General features: G+C 71.9%; 17 protein-coding genes. 8 read left to right on the top strand and 9 right to left on the bottom strand.

Features of this window, described 5'->3' with window-relative positions:
* Position 1 precedes the first annotated feature (1 nt).
* The 7 genes from Vqi01_RS22120 (at position 2) to rdgB (ending at position 4,920) form a co-directional block, all read left to right on the top strand.
* On the top strand, positions 2 to 496 hold the full coding sequence (locus tag Vqi01_RS22120; RefSeq protein ID WP_204036758.1) for a DUF2017 domain-containing protein: 495 nt from the start codon (positions 2 to 4) through the stop codon (positions 494 to 496).
* Between the two features lie 53 nt (positions 497 to 549).
* Positions 550 to 1,038, top strand: a complete 489-nt coding sequence (locus Vqi01_RS22115; protein ID WP_204036748.1) for a M67 family metallopeptidase — start codon at positions 550 to 552, stop codon at positions 1,036 to 1,038.
* A gap of 57 nt (positions 1,039 to 1,095) precedes the next feature.
* On the top strand, positions 1,096 to 1,473 hold the full coding sequence (locus Vqi01_RS22110) for a MoaD family protein (protein WP_204036747.1): 378 nt from the start codon (positions 1,096 to 1,098) through the stop codon (positions 1,471 to 1,473).
* A gap of 10 nt (positions 1,474 to 1,483) precedes the next feature.
* Positions 1,484 to 2,449, top strand: coding sequence for a PLP-dependent cysteine synthase family protein (locus Vqi01_RS22105; RefSeq protein ID WP_204036746.1), 966 nt, complete (start codon positions 1,484 to 1,486; stop codon positions 2,447 to 2,449).
* 264 nt (positions 2,450 to 2,713) lie between these two features.
* Positions 2,714 to 3,460 (top strand): MBL fold metallo-hydrolase, encoded by a 747-nt coding sequence (locus Vqi01_RS22100; RefSeq protein WP_204036745.1) that lies wholly within the window; start codon positions 2,714 to 2,716, stop codon positions 3,458 to 3,460.
* Positions 3,461 to 3,542: 82 nt separating this feature from the next.
* A complete protein-coding gene (gene rph, locus Vqi01_RS22095) occupies positions 3,543 to 4,271 on the top strand; it encodes a ribonuclease PH (RefSeq protein WP_204036744.1) in 729 nt (242 codons plus the stop codon).
* A 31-nt stretch (positions 4,272 to 4,302) separates the two neighbouring features.
* Positions 4,303 to 4,920 (top strand): RdgB/HAM1 family non-canonical purine NTP pyrophosphatase, encoded by a 618-nt coding sequence (gene rdgB / locus Vqi01_RS22090; protein WP_204036743.1) that lies wholly within the window; start codon positions 4,303 to 4,305, stop codon positions 4,918 to 4,920.
* A 50-nt stretch (positions 4,921 to 4,970) separates the two neighbouring features.
* Here the strand turns inward: rdgB and hutH are convergent, their stop codons facing one another.
* The 6 genes from hutH to Vqi01_RS22060 form a co-directional block, all read right to left on the bottom strand.
* Positions 4,971 to 6,506 (bottom strand): histidine ammonia-lyase, encoded by a 1,536-nt coding sequence (gene hutH / locus Vqi01_RS22085; protein ID WP_204036742.1) that lies wholly within the window; start codon positions 6,504 to 6,506, stop codon positions 4,971 to 4,973.
* On the bottom strand, positions 6,503 to 7,702 hold the full coding sequence (gene hutI / locus Vqi01_RS22080) for an imidazolonepropionase (protein ID WP_204036741.1): 1,200 nt from the start codon (positions 7,700 to 7,702) through the stop codon (positions 6,503 to 6,505). Before hutI ends, hutH begins: the two co-directional genes overlap by 4 nt.
* On the bottom strand, positions 7,695 to 9,056 hold the full coding sequence (locus tag Vqi01_RS22075) for a formimidoylglutamate deiminase (protein WP_204036740.1): 1,362 nt from the start codon (positions 9,054 to 9,056) through the stop codon (positions 7,695 to 7,697). The genes hutI and Vqi01_RS22075 overlap by 8 nt, the downstream gene beginning before the upstream one ends.
* A 70-nt stretch (positions 9,057 to 9,126) precedes the next feature.
* Positions 9,127 to 10,347, bottom strand: coding sequence for an allantoate amidohydrolase (locus Vqi01_RS22070; RefSeq protein WP_204036739.1), 1,221 nt, complete (start codon positions 10,345 to 10,347; stop codon positions 9,127 to 9,129).
* The gene (hutU, locus tag Vqi01_RS22065) at positions 10,341 to 12,029 is read right to left on the bottom strand and encodes a urocanate hydratase (RefSeq protein WP_204036738.1); all 1,689 of its coding nucleotides are present in this window, start codon (positions 12,027 to 12,029) and stop codon (positions 10,341 to 10,343) included. Before hutU ends, Vqi01_RS22070 begins: the two co-directional genes overlap by 7 nt.
* A 13-nt stretch (positions 12,030 to 12,042) precedes the next feature.
* Positions 12,043 to 12,882 carry a MurR/RpiR family transcriptional regulator gene (locus Vqi01_RS22060; protein WP_204036737.1) on the bottom strand — a complete coding sequence of 280 codons (840 nt, stop codon included), beginning with the start codon at positions 12,880 to 12,882 and terminating at the stop codon, positions 12,043 to 12,045.
* Positions 12,883 to 13,056: 174 nt separating this feature from the next.
* Between Vqi01_RS22060 and Vqi01_RS22055 the strand changes: the two genes are divergently transcribed.
* Positions 13,057 to 14,328, top strand: coding sequence for a hypothetical protein (locus Vqi01_RS22055; RefSeq protein WP_204036736.1), 1,272 nt, complete (start codon positions 13,057 to 13,059; stop codon positions 14,326 to 14,328).
* Between the two features lie 58 nt (positions 14,329 to 14,386).
* On the opposite strand, the gene Vqi01_RS22050 is transcribed toward Vqi01_RS22055, so the two are convergent.
* Genes Vqi01_RS22050 through Vqi01_RS22040 form a run of 3 tightly spaced genes read right to left on the bottom strand, consistent with a single transcriptional unit; the run spans position 14,387 to position 19,442 of the window.
* On the bottom strand, positions 14,387 to 17,086 hold the full coding sequence (locus tag Vqi01_RS22050; RefSeq protein ID WP_204036735.1) for an O-antigen ligase family protein: 2,700 nt from the start codon (positions 17,084 to 17,086) through the stop codon (positions 14,387 to 14,389).
* Positions 17,086 to 18,282 (bottom strand): glycosyltransferase, encoded by a 1,197-nt coding sequence (locus tag Vqi01_RS22045; RefSeq protein ID WP_204036734.1) that lies wholly within the window; start codon positions 18,280 to 18,282, stop codon positions 17,086 to 17,088. Before Vqi01_RS22045 ends, Vqi01_RS22050 begins: the two co-directional genes overlap by 1 nt.
* The gene (locus tag Vqi01_RS22040; protein WP_204036733.1) at positions 18,273 to 19,442 is read right to left on the bottom strand and encodes a glycosyltransferase; all 1,170 of its coding nucleotides are present in this window, start codon (positions 19,440 to 19,442) and stop codon (positions 18,273 to 18,275) included. Before Vqi01_RS22040 ends, Vqi01_RS22045 begins: the two co-directional genes overlap by 10 nt.
* Positions 19,443 to 19,444 lie beyond the last annotated feature (2 nt).

The raw sequence follows: 19,444 nt of genomic DNA, 5'->3' as shown, positions 1-19,444 counted from the left end.
CATGTTCCGCCGCCGGGGTGACCGGTACGTCGCCAGCCTGGCCATCGACGAGGTGCGTGTGCTGCGCAAGGTCGCCTCCGAGGTCGTCGGCCTGCTCACCGACGGTTTCGACCATTCCGACCCGGTGGTGTGCCGGCTCTTTCCCGAGGTGTACCCGGAGGATGCGGCGGGGACCGCGGAGTTCCGCCGGTACACCGAGGGTGACCTGAAGACCGCGAAGATCGACCAGGCCGGGGCGATTCTGGCCGCGCTGCCCGACGACGGCGGCGGGGAGGTACGCCTGGACGCCGAGGCGGCCGAGGCGTGGTTGCGGGCGCTCAACGACGCCCGGCTGGCGATGGGCGTACGCCTGGAGATCAAGGACGGGACGGACCTGGGTGCCGAGCTCGACGACGCCGTCGCCGCGGACCCTTCCTCCAGCCGAGTGTTCCAGCTTTCGGTCTACGCCTACCTGGGTTACCTCCAGGAATCCCTGCTCAACGCTTTGATCGAGTGACTGTGACCGGCACCGCCTCGCGGTCTGTCAGTGCCGGCGCTAGGCTTGTCGGCGTGCTGAGTATCGACCGGTCGATCGTTGACGCGATCGTTGCCCACGCTCGTCGGGATCACCCCGACGAGGCCTGCGGTGTGGTCGCCGGTCCCGTCGGCAGCGACAAGCCGACCCGGCACATCCCGATGCAGAACGCCGCCCGCTCGATGACGTTCTACGAGTTCGACTCGATGGAGCAGTTGCGACTGTGGCGGGAAATGGACGACCGGGACGAAGAGCCCATCGTCATCTACCACTCGCACACCGCCACGGAGGCGTACCCGTCGCGTACGGACATCGCCTTCGCCGGTGAGCCGGGTGCGCACTATCTGCTCGTCTCCACCCGCGAGCCCGACACGGAGGAGATCCGCTCCTTCCGGATCGTCGACGGGGTGGTCACCGAGGAGCCGGTGCGGATCCTCGACGCCGGGGTGGATCCGCACGCCGTGCAGTCCTACATGTTCGGGCAGAGCCCGGCGACGGTCGACTACGAGTGTTCGGGCAGCTGACTGCTCAGCCCCGGCACACCTTTTCCGTCACCGAGCACACCCGATCGAGGAGTACACATGGCTATCGAGGTTCGTATCCCCACCATTCTGCGCAGCTACACCGGCGGCGCGAAGGTCGTCGAGGGCAGCGGCGACACGCTGAACGACCTGCTCACCGACCTTGACTCCCGGCACGGCGGGCTGCGTGCGCGGCTGGTCACCGAGGCCGGCGCGCTGCACCGCTTCGTCAACGTCTACGTCAACGACGAGGACGTGCGTTTCCTCGGCGCGCTGGACGCCAAGCTCTCCGACGGTGACAGCGTCACCATCCTGCCCGCGGTGGCCGGCGGCGCGCTCGGCTTCGCGGCCGCTGCGGCGATCAGCCGGCACAGCGCCGCCGCAGGGGCGATCGCGCAGCACAACGCCGGGCGTCGGTCGCCGGCCACCGCCGGCTGAGGCGGCCGCGATGGCGCGGTACGACAGCCTGCTGGACGCCTGCGGCGGCACGCCCCTGGTGGGGCTGCCCCGACTGTCGCCGACGGTGCCCGACGGGGCGCCGCCGGTGCGGCTCTGGGCGAAGCTCGAGGACCGTAACCCGACCGGCAGCATCAAGGACCGGGCGGCCCTGTTCATGGTCCGGGCTGCCGAGGCGGCCGGCAGACTGCGGCCGGGGGACACGATCCTGGAGCCGACCAGCGGCAACACCGGCATTTCCCTGGCCATGGTGGCCAAGCTGCGTGGCTACCGGCTGGTCTGCGTGATGCCGGAGAACGTCTCGACCGAGCGGGTGCAACTGCTCCGGATGTACGGCGCGGAAATCATTTTTTCGCCGGCGGCCGGCGGCTCCAACCAGGCCGTCGCCACCGCCAAGCAGATCGCCACCGAACATCCGGACTGGGTGATGCTCTTCCAGTACGGCAACGAGGCGAACGCCCGGGCGCACTACGAGACGACCGGCCCCGAGCTGCTGCACGACCTGCCGACGATCACCCACTTCGTGGCAGGGCTGGGCACCACCGGCACTCTGATGGGCACCGGGCGGTACCTGCGCGAGAAGGTCGAGGGCATCCAGATCGTCGCCGCCGAGCCGCGGTACGGCGAGCTGGTCTACGGCCTGCGCAACATCGACGAGGGGTACGTCCCGGAGCTGTACGACGCCACCGTGCTCAGCCGGCGGTTCTCGGTGGGCACCCGGGACGCGGTGCTGCGTACCCGGCAACTGGTGGAGGTGGAGGGGCTGTTCGTCGGCTTCTCCACCGGGGCGGTGCTGCACGCGGCGCTGGCGGTGGCGCACGAGGCGGTCCGCGACGGCCGCCGCGCCGACGTGGCCTTCGTGGTCAGCGACGGCGGCTGGAAGTACCTCAGCACCGGCGCGTACGGCGGGACCCTCGCCGAGGCTGAGGAGGCCCTGGAGGGGCAGCTCTGGGCCTGACCTGGGGAGAGTGACATTCGCAAGGGCCATCGGCGATCGGCCGGTGGCCCTTGTCACGTCGGGCCGCCCTGAGTGGCCACTCAGCCAGCACGGCGTCGATCGGACGGGCGGAGCCGGTGTCACGTTGATGACAACTTCCAGCAGATCATTCTTGCCCTTGCGCGGGCGGGCGTAGGCTCCCAGCGTGGCGTACGCGTCGGTAGTGATCATCGCCGGAGCGGCGGCCGGCAAGACCACCACCTACCGTGACAGCGAGACAACTCGATGCGACTGACTGTCCTGGGCTGTGCGGGCAGCTTTCCCGGACCCGAGTCCCCCTGCTCGGCGTACCTGGTCGAGGCCGAGGACTTCCGGCTCCTGGTCGACTTCGGACCGGGCTCGCTGAGCACCCTCCAGCGTTACGCCGGGCTGCACGCCCCGGACGCGATCCTCCTGACCCATCTGCACTGCGACCATTTCCTCGACGCCGCGTCGTACGTCGTGGTCCGGCGGTACGCCCCCGACGGCCCCTATCCGCCGCTGCCGGTCTACGCGCCGGCGGGCGCACCGGACCGGATCGCCGCGGTTTACGGGCAGGAGGACAGCACCGTCGAGGACGTGTACCAGTTCTACGCGCTGCAACCCGGCACCTTCCCGATCGGCCCGTTCACCGTGACCGTCGACCGGGTGCTGCACCCGGTGGAGACGTACGGCGTCCGGCTGGAGCACGGCGGCCGGGTGCTCTGCTACTCCTCGGACACCGCCCCCTGCGAGGCGCTGCTGCGGCTGGCCCAGAACGCCGACGTCTTCCTCTGCGAGGCCAGCTACCTCGACGGGGTGGACAATCCGCCGGACCTGCATCTCACCGGCCGCGAGGCCGGCGAGGCGGCGGCCAAGGCCCACGTCGGGCGGCTCCTGCTGACCCATCTGGTGGACGCCTGGGGCAGCGAGGCGCAGACCGTGGCCTCCGCCGCCGCCGCGTACGCCGGCCCGCTGGAAGTGGTCCGGCCCGGCGCCAGCTACGACATCTGACCCGCCCGGCGGCCGGCGTGGCGTTCCACCGGCCGGGGCACCGGGGGACGGTGCGATCACGGCACCACATAGGGTGCAGGGCATGGCGCGACCTGACGGGCGGCGGCCCGACCAACTCCGACCGGTGACCCTGACCCGAGGCTGGAGCACCCATCCGGAGGGCTCGGTGCTGGTGGAGTTCGGCGGCACCCGGGTGCTCTGCACGGCGAGCGTCACCGAGGGCGTGCCCCGCTGGCGCCGGGGCTCCGGGCTGGGCTGGGTCACCGCCGAGTACGCGATGCTGCCCCGGGCCACCAACACCCGATCGGACCGGGAGAGCGTCAAGGGCCGGGTGGGTGGGCGTACCCATGAGATCTCCCGGCTGATCGGCCGGAGCCTGCGTGCCGCGATCGACCTCAAGGCGCTCGGCGAGAACTCGATCGTGCTCGACTGCGACGTCCTTCAGGCCGACGGCGGCACCCGGACCGCGGCGATCACCGGCGCGTACGTCGCCCTGCACGACGCGGTGACCTGGCTCGCCGCGCGCAAGGCCCTGGCCGGCAAGCCGGAGAACGTGATGCACCGGTCGGTGGCCGCGGTCAGCGTTGGCGTGATCAACGGCGAGCCGCGCCTGGACCTGTGCTACGACGAAGACGTGGCTGCCGAGGTCGACATGAACGTGGTCTGCACCGGCACCGGCGACTTCGTCGAGGTGCAGGGCACCGGCGAGGCCGGGGTGTTCGCCCGCGAGCAGTTGGACGCCCTGCTCGACCTGGCCGTCGTCGGTTGTCTGGACCTGGCCGAAGCCCAGCGGAAGGCTCTCTCCGGGTGAGCCCGCAGACGCGAACGAAAGGTTACTCAGTATGAACAAGGTGCTGCTCGCCACCCGGAACCGCAAGAAGCTCATCGAGTTGCAGCGCATCCTCGACGGGGTGCTCGGCGCGCACCGGATCGCCCTGATCGGGCTGGACGACGTCGAGGCGTACCCGGAGCTGCCGGAGACCGGGCTGACCTTCGGCGAGAACGCGCTGATCAAGGCGCGGGAGGGCTGCCGGCGCACCGGGCTGCCGACGATCGCCGACGACTCCGGGCTGGCTGTCGACGCGCTCAACGGGATGCCGGGGGTGTTCAGCGCCCGCTGGGCCGGCCGGCACGGCGACGACCACGCCAACCTCCAGCTGGTGCTCGACCAGGTCGCCGACGTGCCGGACGAGCACCGGGGTGCCTCCTTCGTCTGCACCATCGCGCTGGTGCTGCCCGGTGGCAAGGAACACCTGGTCGACGGCAGGCAGGCGGGCCGGCTGCTGCGCGCCCCACGCGGCGACGGCGGCTTCGGCTACGATCCGATCTTCCTCGGCGACGGCCAGGACCGCACCAACGCGGAGCTGACCCCGCAGGAGAAGGACGCGATCAGCCACCGCGGCAAGGCCCTGCGCGAACTGGCCGCCCTGGTCGCCAAGGTCCTCCCCGCCACGACCTGACCGGGTCCTGCCGGGTCCTGAGCCACCCGCCGCGGCACCGCCAACGCGCGCTAGCCGAGCGGGCCGATCTCCTGTTCGATGGCGGCGCGCAGCTCCGGCCCGCCCACCACCGCTCGGGCGGCCTCCATCACCGGAGCGAGGAAGACGTCGGGACCGGGCTCGCCGGCGACTCCGCCGAGCGCCGCGATCGCCGCCCGGCCGGCCGGGGACGGGGTCAGCGGGGCCCGCAGCTGCAGACCACGTACGCCCGCCAGCAGCTCCACCGCGAGCAGGCTGGTCAGGTTGTCCAGGACGCTGCGCAGCTTCTTTGTGGAGGCCCAGCCCATCGAGACGTGGTCCTCCTGCATGCCGCTGGTGGGCAGCGAGTCCACGGAGGCGGGCGCGGCCAGCCGGCGGTTCTCCGCCACGATGCCGGCCGCCGTGTACTGGGCGATCATCAGCCCCGAGTTGACTCCCGCGTCCGGGGAGAGGAAGGCCGGCAGGTCCCGGGAGCGGGTGACGTCGAGCAACCGGTCGACCCGGCGCTCGGCGATCGCGCCCACCTCGGCGGCGGCGATGGCCAGGAAGTCGGCGGCGAAGCCCAACGGCGCGCCGTGGAAGTTGCCGGTGGACTCGACCCGGCCGTCGGGCAGCACCACCGGGTTGTCCACCACCGACACCAGCTCCCGCCCGGCCACCGTGCGGACGAAGTCCAGGGTGTCCCGGGCCGCGCCGGCCACCTGCGGCGCGCAGCGCATCGAGTAGGCGTCCTGCACCGCGTGCGCCAGGTCGTCGCGGTGCGAGTCCATCACGCGGGAGTCCTGCAACAGCCGGTGGATGTTCGCCGCCGAGACACCCTGCCCGGGGTGCGGGCGGATGGCGTGCAGCTCCGGCAGGAACGGTCGCTCCGAGCCGAGCATCGCCTCGATGGCCAGCGCGGCGGTCACGTCGGCCATGGTGAACAGATGCGCCGCGTCGTGGATGGCCAGCAGCAGCATGGCGAGCATGCCGTCGGTGCCGTTGATCAGCGCCAGCCCTTCCTTGGCGGCCAGCTCGATCGGGGGCAGACCGGCCCGGCGCAGCGCGTCGGCGGCCGGCACCCGCTCGCCGTCGGGGCCGAGCACCCAGCCTTCGCCGAGCAGCACCAGCGCGCAGTGCGCCAGCGGCGCCAGGTCACCGGAGGCGCCCAGCGAGCCGTGTTCCGGCACCCACGGGGTGACGTCGCGGTTGAGCAGATCCACCAGAGCCTCGGCGACCAGCGGACGCACCCCGGAACGGCCGAGGGCCAGCGAACGGACCCGCAGCAGCATCATCGCGCGGACCACCTCCCGCGGCATCGGCGCACCGACTCCGGCGGCGTGCGAGCGGATCAGCGCGTGCTGGAGTTCCGCCCGCCGCTCGGGGGCGACGAAGGTGTTGGCGAGGGCACCGAAACCGGTGGAGACGCCGTACACCGGGCGGCCGGCGGCCTCGATGTCGTCCACGATGGACCGGCTGGTCGCCATGGCGTCGACGGCGGCCGGGTCGAGGACGATCTTGGCGGTGCCGCGCGCCACGGCGAGCACGTCGGCGGGGGAGACCCCGGTGGGCAGAATGGTCACGGTCATCGCGGTACTCCGTTCTGCAGGACCTGGCGAATCAGGGGCACCCCGGGCCGGTAGGCCAGGTGCAGATGGGACGGTGCGTCGAGGATGACCAGGTCGGCCCGGGCACCCGGCCGCAGCACCCCGATGTCGGTGCGGCGCAACGCCCGCGCACCACCGGCGGTCGCGGCCCACACCGCCTCCGCCGGGGTCATCCGCATCTCGCGTACGGCGAGTGCGACGCAGAACGGCATCGACGAGGTGTACGACGAGCCGGGGTTGCAGTCGGTGGCCAGCGCCACGGTGACTCCGGCGTCGAGTAGCCGGCGGGCGTCCGGGTAGGGCGACCGGGTGGAGAACTCGGCGCCGGGCAGCAGGGTCGCGACGGTGCTCGTCTGTGGACCCGACGGTGCGTCGACGACGGTCGAAGCCAGCGCGTCGATGTCGGCGTCGGTCAGGTGGGTGCAGTGGTCCACACTGGCCGCACCCAGCTCCACCCCGAGTCGCACCCCCGGGCCGGGGCCGAGCTGGTTGGCGTGCACCCGCACGCCCAGGCCCACGGCCTGCCCGCAGGCCAGGATCGCCCGGGCGTGGTCGGCGTCGAAGGCGCCCCGCTCGCAGAACACGTCGATCCACCGGGCGTGCGGCGCGGCGGCGGCCAGCATCGGTCCGCAGACCAGCGAGACGTAGTCGTCGGGGCGGTCGGCGTACTCGGCCGGCACCACGTGCGCGCCGAGGAAGGTGGTCTCCTCGCTGACCTCGGCGGCGATCCGCAGCGAGCGGGCCTCGTCGGCGACGGTGAGGCCGTACCCACTCTTGATCTCGATCGTGGTGGTGCCCTGCCGCAACGCCTCGACACGCAGCCGGCGCACGGTGGCGCGCAGTTCCTCATCGGAGGCGGCGCGGGTGGCGCCGACCGTGGTCCGGATGCCGCCGCCGGTGTATGGCTGCCCGGCCATCCGGGCGGCGAACTCGGCGGCGCGGTCCCCGGCGAATACCAGGTGGGCGTGGCTGTCCACGAACCCGGGGAGCACCGCCGCGCCGTCGGCGTCGATCCGCCGGTCGGCGGCCGGCGCGTCGGCGGCCGGACCGACCCAGACCACCTCGCCCTCCTCGACGAGCAGCGCGGCCCGCCGGCGGATGCCCAGCGGCCCGCCCTCACCCGTGCCGGGCACATTGGTGACCAGCTCACCGATGTTGTCCACCAGCAGACTAGACACCGGTCACCTCCGCGATCGACGTGGCAAGTTCCTGCGGTACGTCAACGGTCAGGTGACGGCCGTCGCGTACCACCATCCGGCCGTCCACCAGCACCTGGACGACGTCGGCCGCGCTCGCCGCGAACCAGGCGCCCGCCGGGGTCACCCCGGCCGTGCGTACGCTGTCCAGCCGCACCGTGACCAGGTCGGCGCGGTCACCGGCCGCGATCCGGCCGGCGTCGGCCCAGCCCAGCGCGGCGTGCCCGGTCGTGCTCGCCGCCGTGAACAGCTCGGCCGGGGTGAAGTGGCCCCGCCGCCGGGTCCGCAGCCGCTCGTCCAGCTCGACCGCGCGGGCCTCCTCGAACGGGTCGATCACGGCGTGGCTGTCGCTGCCCAGGCTGAGCGGGACGCCGGCGTCGGCCATCCGCCGGGCCGGTCCGATCCCGTCGGCGAGGTCCCGCTCAGTGGTGGGGCAGAGACAGACCCCCGTCCGGCTCTCCCCGAGCAGGTTCAGGTCGGCGCTGGTCGGGTGGGTGGCGTGCACCGCCGTGGTGGACCGGCCCAGCACCCCGTGGTCGGCGAGCAGGCCGGTCGGGGTGCGGCCGTGCACCGCCCGGCAGGCGTCGTTCTCGGCGGGCTGCTCCGACAGGTGTACGTGCAGCGGGGCGTGTCGTCGGTCCGCCCAGCCGGCCACCGTGGCGAGTTGCTCGGCGGGCACCGCGCGCACCGAGTGGATCGCCGCGCCGAGGCGGGCGTGCGTGCCGTCCGGGGTGAACGCGGTGACCCGATCGGCCCAGCGCAGCGCGTCACCGTCGCCGAAGCGCCGCTGCGGCCCGGCCAACGGCTGGCCGTCCACCGAGGCGGTCAGGTAGCAGGTGTCCAGCAGGGTCAGCCGGATGCCGGCGTGCGCCGCCGCCTCGACCAGCGCTGCGCTCATCGCGTTCGGGTCGTCGTACGGGGTGCCGCCGGGGCCGTGGTGCAGGTAGTGGAACTCCCCTACGCAGGTGATCCCGGCCAGGGCCATCTCGGCGTAGACCGCCCGCGCCAGTGCCAGGTAGGAGTCCGGGTCGAGCCGGGCGGTGACGGCGTACATCTGCTCTCGCCAGCTCCAGAAGTCACCGCGCCCGCCGTGGGTACGCCCGCGCAGCGCCCGGTGGAAAGCGTGCGAATGGGCGTTGGCCAGTCCGGGCAGGGTCAGCCCCGGCAACCGGACCGCGTCGGTGAGCACGTCGACGCCGACGTCGGGACGGCCGGACGGCGTCAGCGGGGTGACCGCGCTGATCCGGCCCTCGGCCGTCTCGATCAGCACGTCCGGAGTCGGCTCGGCCTGCTCGGGCAGCCACGCGTACTCCGCGAGCCAGCGGGTCGTTGTCATCGGACCTGTCCCCTGTCGAGCTGAACCGTCTGCGCTATCAGCCGATCATCGCCCGGCCCGGCAGGCCCGCTCAGCGGCATGCCAGCTCCTCCAGCACCTTCGCCAGAGCGGTCACCCCGGCGACGCAGTCGGCGTCGGTGGCCGACTCGGCGGGGGAGTGCGACACCCCGGTCGGGTTGCGGACGAAGAGCATCGCCGTGGGTACGTGTGCCGCGAGCACCCCCGCGTCGTGCCCCGCCCCGGTGGGCAGCACCGGTGCCTCCAGCAGTCTCGTCAGCCGGTCGGCCAGCCCGCCGTCGAACGCCACCAGCGGGCTCGCCGACTCCTCGGTCAGCGTGACCCGCGTGCCGTCGCGGCGGGCCCGCTCGACGACCTTGGCGCGTACCGCCTCGACCAGCCCGGCCAGCGTCTCCGGATCGGCGGCCCGGGCGTCCAGCCAGCCGGTCACCCGCGACGGGATCGCGTTGGTGGCGTTCGGTTCCACGGCCACCCGGCCGACGGTGGCGTGGGCGTCGCGCAGCCGGGCCTCCTTGTTCGCGGCGAGCACGGTGAACGCGTACGTCAGCATGGGGTCGCGGCGGTCGGACATCCGGGTCGTACCGGCGTGGTTGCCCTCGCCGGTGAAGTCGAGGCGCCAACGTCCGTGCGGCCAGATCGCGCTCGCCACCCCGACCGGCACGGCCTGGTCGACCAGCGCGCGGCCCTGCTCCACGTGCAGCTCCACGAAGGCGGCGATCCGGCCGATCAGCGCCGGGTCCGCCCCCGCCGGCCGGGCGCCCAGCGCCTCGGCGAAGCTGACCCCGGCCGCGTCGCGCAGCGCGCCCGCGCGGGTGGCGTCGAGCTGCCCGGTGAGCAGCCGCGACCCCAGACACGGTACGCCGAACCGGGCCCCCTCCTCCTCGACGAACGCGCCGACGACCAGCGGGCGGGTCGGCGACACGTCGGCGGCGCGCAGCTCGTCGACGGCCAGCCAGGCGCTGACGATGCCCAGCGGCCCGTCGTACGCCCCGCCGTGCGGCACCGAGTCGAAGTGGCTGCCGGTCAGCACCGCGCCGCCGGCCTCCGGGTCGCCCCACCAGGCGAACAGGTTGCCGTTGCCGTCCTCGGTGACCGGCATGCCCCGCGCGTCGGCCTGCTCCCGGAACCACTCCCGCAGGCGCAGCTCCGGCTCGGTCAACGCGTACCGCAGGTAGCCGCCGCTGTGCTCGTCGCGGCCGATCGGCGCGATCTCGTCCCAGAGCTGGCGGAACCTGTTAAAAAGGGGCCCTTCCTCTACCGTATGCGTTAACAAGGGGCCCTTCCTTCGGTCATGGGGACGCGGACGCCGGTGCGGGCGGCGACCTTGCCGGCCGCGTCGTAGCCGGCGTCGACGTGCCGGATCACGCCCATCGCCGGGTCGTTGGTGAGCACCCGCTCGATTTTCTGCCCGGCCAGCGGGGTGCCGTCGGCGACGCAGACCTGGCCGGCGTGGATGGACCGGCCGATGCCCACCCCGCCGCCGTGGTGGATGGACACCCAGGATGCCCCGCTGGCGGTGTTGACCAGCGCGTTGAGCAGCGGCCAGTCGGCGATCGCGTCGGAGCCGTCGGCCATCGCCTCGGTCTCCCGGTAGGGGCTGGCCACGCTGCCGCAGTCCAGATGGTCCCGGCCGATCACCACCGGCGCGCTCAGCTCACCAGAGGCGACCATCTCGTTGAACCGTACGCCCGCCTTGTCGCGCTCGCCGTAGCCGAGCCAGCAGATGCGGGCCGGCAGGCCCTGGAAAGCGACCCGCTCGCCGGCCAGCCGGATCCAGCGAGCCAGGGACCCGTTCTCCGGGAACAGGTCGAGGATCGCCCGGTCGGTGGCGGCGATGTCGGCCGGGTCGCCGGAGAGCGCCGCCCACCGGAACGGGCCCTTGCCCTCGCAGAACAGCGGCCGGATGTACGCCGGCACGAAACCGGGAAAATCGAAAGCACGCTGGTACCCGCCGAGGCGGGCCTCGCCCCGGATCGAGTTGCCGTAGTCGAAGACCTCCGCGCCGGCGTCCAGGAATCCGACCATCGCCTCGACGTGCTTCGCCATCGACGTCCGGGCCCGGTCGGTGAACTCGGCCGGCTTGGCTGCCGCGTAGTCCCGGGCGTCGGCCAGCTCCACCCCCTCGGGCAGGTACGACAGCGGGTCGTGGGCGCTGGTCTGGTCGGTGACGATGTCGATCGGCACGCCGCGACGCAGCAGCTCGGGGAAGACGGTGGCGGCGTTGCCCACCACGCCGACGCTGAGCGCCCGACGATCCCGTTTCGCCGCGAGCACCCGCTCGACCGCGTCGTCCAGGCTGTCGGCGATCTCGTCCAGGTAGCGGTCGCGCACCCGGCGTTCCAGCCGGGACCGGTCCACGTCCACGATCAGGCAGGCGCCGCCGTTCATGGTCACCGCGAGGGGTTGCGCCCCACCCATCCCGCCACAGCCGGCGGTCAGCGTCAGCGTGCCGGCGAGGGTGTCGTTGAAGCACTTGGCGGCCACCGCGGCGAACGTCTCGTAGGTGCCCTGGAGGATGCCCTGGGTGCCGATGTAGATCCACGAACCGGCGGTCATCTGCCCGTACATGGTCAGGCCGAGCTGCTCCAGGCGGCGGAACTCCGGCCAGGTCGCCCAGTCGCCCACCAGGTTGGAGTTGGCCAGCAGCACCCGGGGTGCCCACTCGTGGGTGCGCATCACCCCGACCGGTCGGCCCGACTGCACCAGCAACGTCTCGTCGTCGCGCAGGTCGGTCAGCGTCCGCACCAGTGCGTGGTACGACGGCCAGTCCCGGGCCGCCTTCCCGGTGCCGCCGTAGACGACCAGGTCGTCGGGGCGCTCGGCCACCTCCGGGTCGAGGTTGTTCATCAGCATCCGCAGCGCGGCCTCCTGCGGCCAGCCGCGGGCGCTGCGTTGCGGGCCGCGCGGGGCCCGAATCGGCCCGGCGCCGCTGCCTGCCTGGTCGGTGTGCGTCAAGGTGGGTCTCCTCCTAACCGAGGAACAACTGACGACGGGCGGCCGAGGCTTCGAAGGCCTCCAGCCGTCGCTGGGTCGCGGCCGGCGCGGCGTCGCAGATCGCCTGGAGCAGCACCATGGCCAGGGTCATCGGGGCGGTGTGCAGGTCGAAGACGAGCTGCGCGCCGACGGCGGCGGGCAGCACCAGGTCGGCGTACTCGGTAGCCGGGCTGACCGGTGAGTCGGTGATCGCGACCACGGTCAGCCCGGCGTCGCGGGCCTCGCGCAACGCGTCCAGGGTTTCCCGTGGGTAGCGGGGCAGCACGAAGGCGAGCAGCGCCCGCGCCCCGGCCGCGGCGGCCTGCTCCAGGCGGTCGGTGAGCAGGCTCCCCCCGTCGTCGAGCACCCGTACGTCCGGGTGCACCTTGGCGGCGAAGTAGGCGAAATAGCCGGCCAGTGGCGCGGCGGCGCGTAGGCCGAGCACCGGCAGCGGGCGACTGGCGGCCAGCAGCCGGCCGGTGGTGGCGATCCGGTCCCGGTCGGCGAGCTGCTCGGCCAGTCGGTCCAGGTTGCCGATCTCGGCGCGTACCGCCTGCTGGAGTTCGTTGCCGACGGTGGCCGGGTTCGGTGCGGCGGCGGTCAGCTCGCGCAGCCGTCGACGCAGTGCGGGATAGCCGTCGTGGCCCAGCGCCACCGCGAACCGGGTGACCGACGGCTGGCTGACCCCGGCCAGCTCGGCGACCTCGGCGGCGGAGAGGTAGCCGACGGCGGGGGCGTGCTGCACCAGGCAGTGCGCGATGCGGCGCTGCGTCGGGGTGAGCCGCACGCCGTCGAACAGGCCGATGACCCGCTCGGTCGCAGCTCCGTCATTCACCCTCTGACTCTATGCATGAAAACTTTCATCAGGCAAGAGGTCAGGCGAATCCATAGTGGAACGTTGTCGAGCTGCGGATTCGTGGCTGCTCGCCGAAGTGTGGGGGTCGGTGGTCAGGGTGACGTGCGGTGGCTCGGTAGGATCCGCACGGCGGTCGAGCAGAGGAGTCTTGCCATGCAGCCGGACGGCCCCTACCGGTACACCCACCTGCTGGGCGGGTCACCGGTCGGCAAAGCGTGGGCGGCGCTCGACCAGCAGGGCCGATTTGTGACGGTGGCTGTCCTGGACGCCACTGTGGCGGCCACCGAAGGCTGGCGGGAGGCGTTCGCCGGGATCGTGAACTCCCTCTCGCAGACGCCCGAGGGCCCTTCCTTCGTGTACGCGGACTTCTCCGCCGCCGAGCCCTGGGTGGCGTACCCGGCCGAGGCGGGCCGGGCGGCCGAGAAGCTCTTCCAGGCGCTGGGAGTGGAGTACACCCCCGCCCCGGACTCCGGCGTACCCGTCTCCGGGTCGCCGGCTTCGGGCGTGCCTGTCTCCGGGGCGCCGGCTTCCGGTCCGCCCGTCTCCGCCTCGCCCGCCTCCGGCGCACCGACTCCCGGGCACGCGCAGCCGATCTCGGGCACTCCGGCCTCGCCGTCGGCACCGGGCGCCCAACTGTCGTCCTCCCCGTACCTGCCGGCCGCATACCCCGCGACCGACACCCCGTCCGATGACCCGTTCGGCTCGTCCGTCCGGCGCATCGCACCGTCCGCGCCGCCGCGGCGCCGGACCAGGCTCTGGGTGGGGGTGGCCGCACTGGCTCTGGTGATGCTCGCCGGTGCTGGTGCGGTCGTCGTCTGGGCTGGATCAGACGGTGAGAACGAGCCGCAGCCACCGCTTGCCAGCGCCACCGTCCTGCCTCCGCCCGCGCCGACGTCACCGCCGCAGTCGCCCGGCATCGAGCCGCCCAAGCAGGGCGAGTGGCCGGGCGAATGGCCGCGCTTCACCGACCTGGACAAGGTCAGCACACTCGCCGGTCTCGAGGGTCTGAACTTTCCAGTCAAGGTTCCGCTCGAATGGGAGTGCACGCTGGCCGGCCGCGCTGAAGGGTTCGTCAGGTACAACTGCGGTACGCCCGCGTCGGGCAGCCAGGCGATGGGCGGCGAGTTGATCGTGCGGGACTGCTCGCAGCCCTGTGATGAGCGACAGCAGACCATCATGCGCCAGGCTGAGGACGCCTGGGGCCTGCAGTGGACACGGACAGGGCAGCACGTCGCCTATGCCGAATCGAGCCAACTGCAGATCGACGGAGAACAGCGGTACGGCCTGGTCTTCGTCGCCTACTGGCGCGGTGGAAGCAGCGGCGAGATCGACCATCAGATGGTCTTCCGCATGACCGCGCCGGTCGACGGCGCCGGTCGACTGCGCCGGGTCGCCAACTACCTCCGCGACGTGCTCCTCTTCTGAGGGTGACTCCGGCTTCACCCGCCCACCGCGGAGGGCGGGTGAAGCCAGACGAACGCGGCTAAGGCAGGAACGCGCGCTGCTCGACGGGCGCGGGCTTGGGCGCCGACTCCGTTGGCGGAGCCGGCGGAGCCGATGGACTGGGCGGGCGTGCCGATCGTGCGGGTGGCGACGCCGGTGCGGCCAAGGCGACCGCCACCAACGGCAACCAGGCCAGGTAGCCGGTCAGGGTCGCCGACAGGTGGGACGCCTCAAGCCACGACACATGCATGAACGCGACGAGGAAGAGCAGCGCCGCCGGGTGACCGTCGGTCGCGAGCGCGACCGAGCGCCGCCAAGCCACGAAACACAGCAGCGCGAACGGCACGATGGCCATCAGGCCGCCGACGACGAGCAGCTGAACCATGATGTTGTGCCCGTGGCTGAACTGGCCGCCGAGCTCGGCAGCGACGGCCGGCTCCTGGAAGATCTTCGGGCCCCAACCGGACAGCGGGCGGTCGGACCACCGATCGAGCAGCGCCGTCCAGATCTGGCCGCGTTTGCTGAAACTTTCCGGATCAGTCGTGATCAACGGCATCACGATCACCAGCAACCCGCCGGCCGCAGCGACCGCGGAGGCTGGCCAACTCCGACTCCGGAACAGACGCAGAAGGAGGTACGCCAGCAGGACGGCGCCGGCAGCGAGTTGACTGGTGCGCGCACCAGTCCAGACCAGCGCACCGAGGATCAGCACGAGGCAGGCCCACCGTACGGCCGGGGGCCGTAGATAGAAGACGAACGCGAGGCTGAGGGCCAGCGCCAGGCCGAGCGCATTCGAATGCAGGAAAGGCCCGGCGAGCAGGCCGCCGAGCAGAACCTGTTTCTCTCCGGCGTCCGCCCCGGAGAGCAGCGCCAATTCGGGGCGTATCGCGGCGAAGAGCATCGAGCCGGAAGCGGTCAGCGCCCCCAGGACTCCGATGACGCCCAGCACCTCCATCCGGGGACGCTGCGCCCAGATTGCCAGCGCCGCCAGAGGGAAGGCCGCCGCGACCGCGCCGGGCATCTGTCCTCGCAGCAGCCCCGCGAGTTCGATGGCCAGCAGCGCGGCGAGGGCGACGGCAACCCACCGGCGCCCGGGGGGCCGCCGTCGCCAGAGGCCGTGCCCGGTGAGCCCGACGGCCAGCAGCAGGAACAGCAGCGTGATTCCGTCCCCGATCAGGTCGCCGACGTGCGAACCGGTGACCTCGCGAGAGTTGAACACGGGCCGCCCGACGGTGAGGAACTGCACCGCCTGGGACGGCACGACCCGAAGCCATGCCAGGATGATCAGCGCGGCCACGCCGACGGTGCCTGGACCCAGTCGGCGGCAGGCGGCCACGACATCGGCCATCAAGGAAGCCGGCATCGGAGCATTCTCCTTCGTCCCCGTCGTCTCGGGCTTCTCGTGCTGAGCGGCAACCGGGACCACCGACCTCCGGAGAATGGCCGCGATCCGAGCTGTCCGGTCGCGAATGAGACCCAGGTCCTCGCCGTACGGCACGGTCAGCATGCGCACCGACCGTAGGGCGGGCACCCGACCGACGCCGACCGCCGCAATGGTCATGGTGGCGGCGTAGCCGGCCAAGCTCGCGATGGCCGCACCGATGGCGCCGAGCGGCGCGCACACCAGTAGTGCCACGACGCCGACGACGGAGCCGATCACCAGCGCTCCCGATGACCACCCTGGACGGTTGTGCGCGAGTAGCGCCGCAGTGTAGATGATCATGCACGCGTAGAGAACTGTGGCAGCGCAGAGAATCATGGTTGGTATGACGGCCGGCGCGAAATCGGCACCGAAGACCAATGGCACGGCGTACCCGGCCGAGAGCGCCAGCAGGCCGCACGCGATCACCGACGCCAGCACCGCCAGCCGGGCAACCTGGGTTGCTGCTCGGGGGTCACCGCTGCCCTGGCGTCCCAGCAACACCGATCTGGCCGCCGTGGCAATCACCATGGGAATCTCCGCGACGCTCACCGCCACCGCGTAGTAGCCGAGTTCTCGGGGACCGATCAGCGGCAGACCAATGACCTGAGCCAGGCGGGCGCTGGAGACGGCAGCCAGCACGCCGGGCAGACAGGCCAGGGCGTAACGGATGAGCGAGCCGGTCGGGACTGCCGCCGGCGCCGTACCCGGTGCCGGCGGCGTCGCATCCTGTGCCGCCGGGTCGGGCGTGGTCCAGAGCCGGACCAGCCCGAAGGCCAGCCCCGCCAGCACCGAGGCAACGAAGAGCAGGCCGGCCTGATACGCGTTGAGGTCGAACGCCAGGCAGGCGAAGATCACCACACCGGTGCGGACCAGCGCCGGCACGACCTTGACCAGGTTCAGCCCGCGGATGTCCCCGTTGCCGGTCAGGGCGCCGATGAGCAGGTTGGACAGGACGTGCAAGGGCGCGAACACCACCAGGATAAGGAACTGGCGGTACTGGGCGGTGTCTGGGAAAAGAAAGAAACCGAGCGCCGCCAACGCGCCGACCGTGAGCACGCTGAGCGGCAGCATGGCCACCAGGCTGAAGCGTGCCGCTGCCCTGCTCGATAGACGCCCCTGCCTGACGTGGTAGCTCAGCGCGTCCTGCAACCCGTACGTGCCGATCCAACCCCACACCACGATGGGCAGGGTCAGTGCCGCGTACACGCCGCGTCCTTCGGGGCCCAATTCGCGTGAGAGAAACGGGCTGACGAGCAGACCGCTGATCGGAATCAGGAGATTCGCGAAGGAGGCCGACACCAGCTTCCGCGTCGACATCACGGTTCCTCTCGTGGTGCGGCCTCGCCCAACAGCGCGTGCCGGCCGAGTGAGCCCACCAGCCGGTCAGCGAAATGCGTTTCGGAGAAGCGCTCACGGACCAGGCGCAGCGCCTCCGTTGCCATGCGATCGAGCTGATCCGGTGTGGCAGCCAGGATCGCTGCGGCGAGGCCCGCCGGGGTGTCGGCCGAGCAGGCTCCTTCCGTCGGCGGGACTCCCTCCAGGCCCACCGGTGTGCTGAACACCGGAACCGAGTGCGCGAGCAGTGTCATGGTCTTCAACTTGACCCCCGCGCCGCTCCACAGGGGCACCACTGCGGCCCGGGCCCGGGCGAGGACGGGACGCAGATCCGGCGCCCAGCCGGTCACCGCCAGACCGTCGTATCCGGCGAGCCCGTTGCGGATCGGCACCGTGAGACCTGATCCGACGAGTTCGAGGACGTAGCCGGCCCGGTGCAGCTTCGGCCAGGCTTCCGCGAGGAACCGGTGCAGGCCGAGCAGGTTGGACCGGTAGGAGAAGCTGCCGAGCCAGATCAGCCGGCGCGCGAGCGGTCGGGGTGTGTGTCCCTCCGGCAGCGGTACACAGCTGGGCAGGGTGAAGTCGGCAGTGCGGCCGTACGCCCGGGCCAGGCGGGTCGCCTCCTCGGCACTGGTCACCGAGACGGTTGCGCAATTCGCCAGTGCCCGCTCCTCGAACCTTGCGGAAATTCTGGCGAGGTACTGGGCCCGAAGCCGGTGCGCCACGCCATGCGCCTCGTCGACGTCCTGTCGGCTGCTCGCGACCAGCACGTTGGCTTTGTCCCAGTGCCATCGAAGCGGGACGTCCCGGATGTACGCCCCGGCCGCCTCGCCGATGGCCAGCCCCGCTCCCGTCCGGGCGCGCAGCGCGTCGTGCAGTTCCTGGCTGTACCGGGTCCGTACCCACGGCGGCATGCCGTCGAGCAGCGATTCCTGGTAACGACCCAGCGGGCCCAGCCGGTTGAGCCGGTAGGGCGTCGCGGCGAAGTCGCGCACGGTGACACCGGGAAGTAGGGCGCGCAGCTCTGCCACCTGGGCGTCGGTGGTCTCCGAGCGGCGGACCACGAGCAGCGTGTACGGGCGCACCCGGGCCAACGCACGCAACATCATCAGAACGCGGATCGGGTCCCCGCGATCCTGCGGGAGTGGAAAGAACGTGACGACGACTGTCAGGTCCATGCCCCACCCCTGGCGAGTCGACTCCATTCAGCGAGCAGCCGCCGGGCCTGCAACGCGGGAGAGAATTCGTCGCGCAGCCGGGCGGCGAGCCTGTGCGCCCGCCGCTGCCCCTCGCCTGGGCTGTGGATCAGCTGATGTACTGCATCGGCCAGTGCGTCCGGATCGTCCGGTGGCACCTGCCAGCCGCCGAACGGGCCGATCAGCTCGGGGATGCCGGACACCATGGTGGTCACGACAGGCACCCCTCTGCTGGCGGCTTCCATCAGGAAGACGGGAATGCCGTCGAGGTCGCCGTCGGCGGCGCGACGGCAGGGCAGCACCGCGGCGTCTGCGCCGACCAGCCCTGCCGTGGCGGCCCGGTGGCTCACGGAGCCGTGGAAGGTGACCACGTCGGTCAGACGCAATGCCCTGGTCCGTTCCTCCAGTGTCGCCCGGAGCGGCCCGTCGCCGTACACGTCGTAACGTACCGATACGCCGATCTGGATGAGTCGGGCGACCGCGTCGAGCGCAGTGTCCACGCCCTTCTTCTCGACCAGTCGCGCCACCGTGACCAGACGGGTGACCCCGTCGGGCGGTCGCGGCTGCGGTTCCACCATCTCGCCGTCGAACGCGGCCCGAACCACTCCGTGGGGAATCGCCGACAGGGACACGCCCCGTTCGGTCAACTGCCCAGCGGCGGCCTTCGAGATGACAAAGAGGTGGCTGAGCAGCCGCAGCCGGCGATCCAGCGCACCCCCGTTGCGGTCGAGTAGGAAATCCGCTGCGTGCGCCATCGCGGTTACCGGGATCCCGCTACGCCGGCCGACCAGCGTGGCGATCGCGGTCGGCAGGTTGACGAAGTGCGTGTGCACCACGTCCGGACCGAAAGCCGCGATCGGGCCGGCCAGCCGGGCCGCGTGGGCGGCCGCGAGGACAGCCCGCGGCAGGTACGACATCCCCAGCGCGCGCACGTCCGCCAGCGTGCGCAGCGGGTGCCCCAACGCCGTGCGGACAACCTGGCGAAGCTCGGCCAACCGGTCGCCGTCGCTGGCCACGAAGACCTCGACGTCGGCACCGGCCGACCGGACGGCGTCGATCTCGGAGGTGATGAAGGTTTCGCTGTAGCTCGGTTCGCGTAGGAGGACGTACGCCACGCGTAGCGGATGGCCGGGAGGACTCATGC

The sequence above is a fragment of the Micromonospora qiuiae genome (assembly GCF_016863555.1).
GTDB classification, from domain to species: domain Bacteria; phylum Actinomycetota; class Actinomycetes; order Mycobacteriales; family Micromonosporaceae; genus Micromonospora; species Micromonospora qiuiae.
This window is presented reverse-complemented; position numbering and strand designations above follow the sequence as displayed.

Bases quoted from the DNA above. Each gene is read 5' to 3' on its own strand.
- Vqi01_RS22120 (WP_204036758.1), top strand. From the start codon at position 2: ATGTTCCGCCGCCGGGGTGACCGGTACGTCGCCAGCCTGGCCATCGAC.
- Vqi01_RS22110 (WP_204036747.1), top strand. From the start codon at position 1,096: ATGGCTATCGAGGTTCGTATCCCCACCATTCTGCGCAGCTACACCGGC.
- Vqi01_RS22105 (WP_204036746.1), top strand. From the start codon at position 1,484: ATGGCGCGGTACGACAGCCTGCTGGACGCCTGCGGCGGCACGCCCCTG.
- Vqi01_RS22100 (WP_204036745.1), top strand. From the start codon at position 2,714: ATGCGACTGACTGTCCTGGGCTGTGCGGGCAGCTTTCCCGGACCCGAG.
- rph (WP_204036744.1), top strand. From the start codon at position 3,543: ATGGCGCGACCTGACGGGCGGCGGCCCGACCAACTCCGACCGGTGACC.
- rdgB (WP_204036743.1), top strand. From the start codon at position 4,303: ATGAACAAGGTGCTGCTCGCCACCCGGAACCGCAAGAAGCTCATCGAG.
- hutH (WP_204036742.1), bottom strand. From the start codon at position 6,506: ATGACCGTGACCATTCTGCCCACCGGGGTCTCCCCCGCCGACGTGCTC.
- Vqi01_RS22075 (WP_204036740.1), bottom strand. From the start codon at position 9,056: ATGACAACGACCCGCTGGCTCGCGGAGTACGCGTGGCTGCCCGAGCAG.
- Vqi01_RS22055 (WP_204036736.1), top strand. From the start codon at position 13,057: ATGCAGCCGGACGGCCCCTACCGGTACACCCACCTGCTGGGCGGGTCA.
- Vqi01_RS22050 (WP_204036735.1), bottom strand. From the start codon at position 17,086: ATGTCGACGCGGAAGCTGGTGTCGGCCTCCTTCGCGAATCTCCTGATT.
- Vqi01_RS22045 (WP_204036734.1), bottom strand. From the start codon at position 18,282: ATGGACCTGACAGTCGTCGTCACGTTCTTTCCACTCCCGCAGGATCGC.
- Vqi01_RS22040 (WP_204036733.1), bottom strand. From the start codon at position 19,442: ATGAGTCCTCCCGGCCATCCGCTACGCGTGGCGTACGTCCTCCTACGC.